General features: G+C 72.9%; 4 protein-coding genes. 2 read left to right on the forward strand and 2 right to left on the reverse strand.

Going from position 1 to position 3,042, the window contains the following annotated elements; genetic code table 11:
• Both JNW91_RS30765 and JNW91_RS30770 read left to right on the forward strand, forming a co-directional pair.
• A partial coding sequence (locus tag JNW91_RS30765; protein WP_203178969.1) for an SseB family protein occupies positions 1-1,304 on the forward strand: 1,304 nt, incomplete at its 5' end.
• Complete coding sequence (locus tag JNW91_RS30770; RefSeq protein WP_203178970.1) at positions 1,301-1,666, forward strand: hypothetical protein; 366 nt, start codon at positions 1,301-1,303, stop codon at positions 1,664-1,666. The genes JNW91_RS30765 and JNW91_RS30770, both read left to right, overlap by 4 nt.
• A 3-nt stretch (positions 1,667-1,669) precedes the next feature.
• Here the strand turns inward: JNW91_RS30770 and JNW91_RS30775 are convergent, their stop codons facing one another.
• Both JNW91_RS30775 and JNW91_RS30780 read right to left on the reverse strand, forming a co-directional pair.
• A complete protein-coding gene (locus tag JNW91_RS30775; protein WP_203178971.1) occupies positions 1,670-2,602 on the reverse strand; it encodes an alpha/beta fold hydrolase in 933 nt (310 codons plus the stop codon).
• 106 nt (positions 2,603-2,708) lie between these two features.
• A partial coding sequence (locus tag JNW91_RS30780) for a hypothetical protein (protein WP_238426007.1) occupies positions 2,709-3,042 on the reverse strand: 334 nt, incomplete at its 5' end.

A 3,042-nucleotide genomic window follows, 5' to 3' on the forward strand; every position in this document is an offset into this window, starting at 1 on the left:
CCCTCGTCGCCACGCACGAGTTCGCCCGGCCCCCACTGGCCTCCGTCGAGGACAATGTTGCGAGAAGCCGCGTCGATGAATGGAGGCGACGCGGACCGGGCGTGCGCCGCCGTCCAGCGCGGCGGTGGCCGGTCGCAGAACCCGCTGGTCGCAGCCCTCCGTCGTTCCATGCGGCCGGCGGCACGCCGTCGTTCCATGCGGCCGGCGGCACGCCGTCGTTCCATGCGGACGGTCGCCCGGAGCCGGTACGGCCCGACACCAACGGCGGCGACCGGTACGCGGCCGCGGGCGGCGAGGAGCAGCGTGCGCCGGCGAAGGAGCCGGCCCCGATCGACTTCGAGCCGGCCAACACGGTCGAGGAGGACCTGCTCAACGCGGCCGGTGCGGGCAGTACGGACACTTTCCTGTCCACCCTGCTGCTGGCCCGGGTGCTGTTGCCGGCCGCGTCGGACTCGGTGCGCGGCAGCCGCCCCGGCGACCCGGGTTTCGTCTGGCGTACCGCCCAGCTCGACGGTGAGACGTACGTGGTGGTCTACACGTCGCCGGAGCGCCTCGCCGACCACATCGACGGTGACGTCGACACGGTGCGGGTGAAGTTCGCCCAACTGATCCGGCGCTGGCCGGACGAGGACTGGTCGTTCGCCGTCAACCCGGGCACTCCGGTGGGCGCGAAGCTGCCCGGCGAGCAGATCGTTGCCCTGGCCAACTGGGCCGCCGAGGTCGGGCTCGGTGACGACCTGGAGGTCGACGCCGAGGAGGCGCCGGCCGTGGCCGAGCCCACCGCCCGTCCCCGGTACGCTCCGGCAGCGGTCGACCCGGCCCGGCCGACCGTGATGCAGAAGGCGATCGCGCCCAGCCAGCTCGCGTACTACCTGGAACGGGGGTACGACCGGGTGTCCGGCTTCGTGCACCGGGCGGGCGAGTTGGCCCACCTGACCACGCCGGCCCAGTTGTACGACGCGCTCGGCCTCAGCTACCCGGCTTCGCCGTTCCTGCGGGACGCCGAGGCGATCTACGTGCTGCGCTGGCCGGCGCACCGGCCGAGCCTCTACCGGATTCCGTACGGCGGACAGAACGAGCCGGCGATGCGGGCCATGGAGGGCTGGGTCATCGAACGCCCGCCGTTCCGGGGTAACGGCTTCGCGCCCGGCGAGAGCAGCGACGTGGTGGCCGAGTTCAAGGTGGACAGCGCCCGGCTGCCGCACGGCGCGCAGCTCTGGCGTATCGGCGCGGACGGCACCGAACGGGTGGTCGCGTCGCTCGACACGGACGCGGTGGTGTGGCGACGGGTCGGGGAGGCGTGATGCGCGACGGCTACGTGGCCCGTTGGCAGGGCCGTGAGTACCAGGCCAGCCCGGACGGCGACGACATCCGGCTGTACCAGCCCGAGCCGGGTGAGGGCTTCGAGGAGGTCCGCCCCGGCCGGTACGTGCGGGTGTTGCCGGCGAGCGACATCGAGGACCTGGCGTACGTGCGAACGACCTGCACGTGGCAGGGGCAGCCGTTCATCGTGCTCGGCAAGCACGACGCCTGGCTACGCGTCGAGTACACCGGCGGACGTTGGCCGGTGGCCGAGGCGATGCGGCTGGAGGTTTTCGACTTCGGCGTCTACCAGGGCTGGGCGCCGGCCGCCGAGGTCACCGACCTGCGGGAGCAGCGGGTCTGACGGTCAGGACTTGGCCCAGCGCAGGATTTCGCCGAGCACCAGCTCCGGCGCCTCCAGGTGCGGGAAGTGCCCCACCCCGTCGAGCAGCCGCCACTCGTACGGGGCGACGACGTACCGGCCGGAACCCAGGGCGGTCCGCGGCAGGGCAGCGACATCCTGTGCGCCGTGCAGTTGGAGCGTCGGGGTGACCAGCGGCTTCTGCATGAGGCGTACGAACCGGTAGCCGTGCAGCCGCAGCGCCGAGCGGAACGCCCAGCGGTAGCCCTCCAACGCGCAGAACGCGGCCTGCGGGATGCGCATCGCCTCCCGGCACCGCTCGGCGTACGTCTCGAAGTCCGGTCCGGCCACCCAACGTGGTCCGCCCCAGCGACGCAGGATCTCGGCCACGGCTGCCGCGCCGTCCCGGGTCAGGACGTGCTCGTAGCGGGGGAGCTGGAACTTCAACGCCGGTGTGGAGGCGGCGAACTGCCCGCGCGGGTCGGCGAAGATGGCGGCGCGCAGGCGGAGCGGGTGCGGCGCTCCCAGCACCACCAGCCGGCGGACCAGGGACGGGTGGAACGACGCCACCGTCCAGGCCACCATGCCGCCGACGCCGCTGCCGACCAGCGTCGCCGACCGTTCACCGAGCGCCCGGATCAGCCCGGCGATGTCGGCGGCGAGGGTGTAGCCGTCGTACCCCCGGGGTGGTTTGTCGCTGGCGCCGTAGCCGCGCAGGTCGACGGCGACCGCGCGGAAGCCGGCGTCCGCGACGGCCGGGAGCATCTGGTGCCAGGCCCACCAGTGCTCGGGGAAGCCGTGCAGGAAGAGCACCATCGGCCCGGTGCCGGCCTCGACCACGTGGAACCGGGTGCCGTTGGCGCCGACGAAACGGTGCGTCCACGGCCCCTCGGTAAGGACACAGGACTCGTCGACGACTCCGCCGCGCTGGTCGGTCATGGCAGACAGCCTAGGACCCGGTTGCCTCAGACGGCCCCGGTGGTCGCGTTGAACAGGGAGAAGCCCGGGTTGCCCCCTACCGACACGGGGGTCCGCGCCGGCAGGGTCACCGGGTGACGATGCTGGCGCGGATGCCGGGGCCGCAGTCGACCTCGGACGAGCGGGAGATGACCCGGAGGGTGACGAAGCTGCCCTCGGTCAGGGTGCCGGAACCGGTGCCGTGCAGGGCGTACTCGACGCCGTCCTCGGAGACGAGCCCGTAGCAGGGGCCGGATCCGCCCCGGGTGATGTGGCCGGTGACCAGGTTGGAGGCCCGCTTGTCGGTCGGATCCGTGGGCTTGGGCGGCTTCGGCACGGCGGGAATGGTCGGTGGGACGGTGCGCGACAGGGGCGGCGGGGTGGTGCGCCCGGGCACCTCGGTTACTTCGCCGACGACATGT

This window comes from Micromonospora parastrephiae (assembly GCF_016802865.1).
Taxonomy (GTDB): domain Bacteria; phylum Actinomycetota; class Actinomycetes; order Mycobacteriales; family Micromonosporaceae; genus Micromonospora; species Micromonospora parastrephiae.

Excerpts from the sequence above, each read along its gene's own strand:
- JNW91_RS30775 (WP_203178971.1), bottom strand. The coding sequence starts at position 2,602 with ATGACCGACCAGCGCGGCGGAGTCGTCGACGAGTCCTGTGTCCTTACC.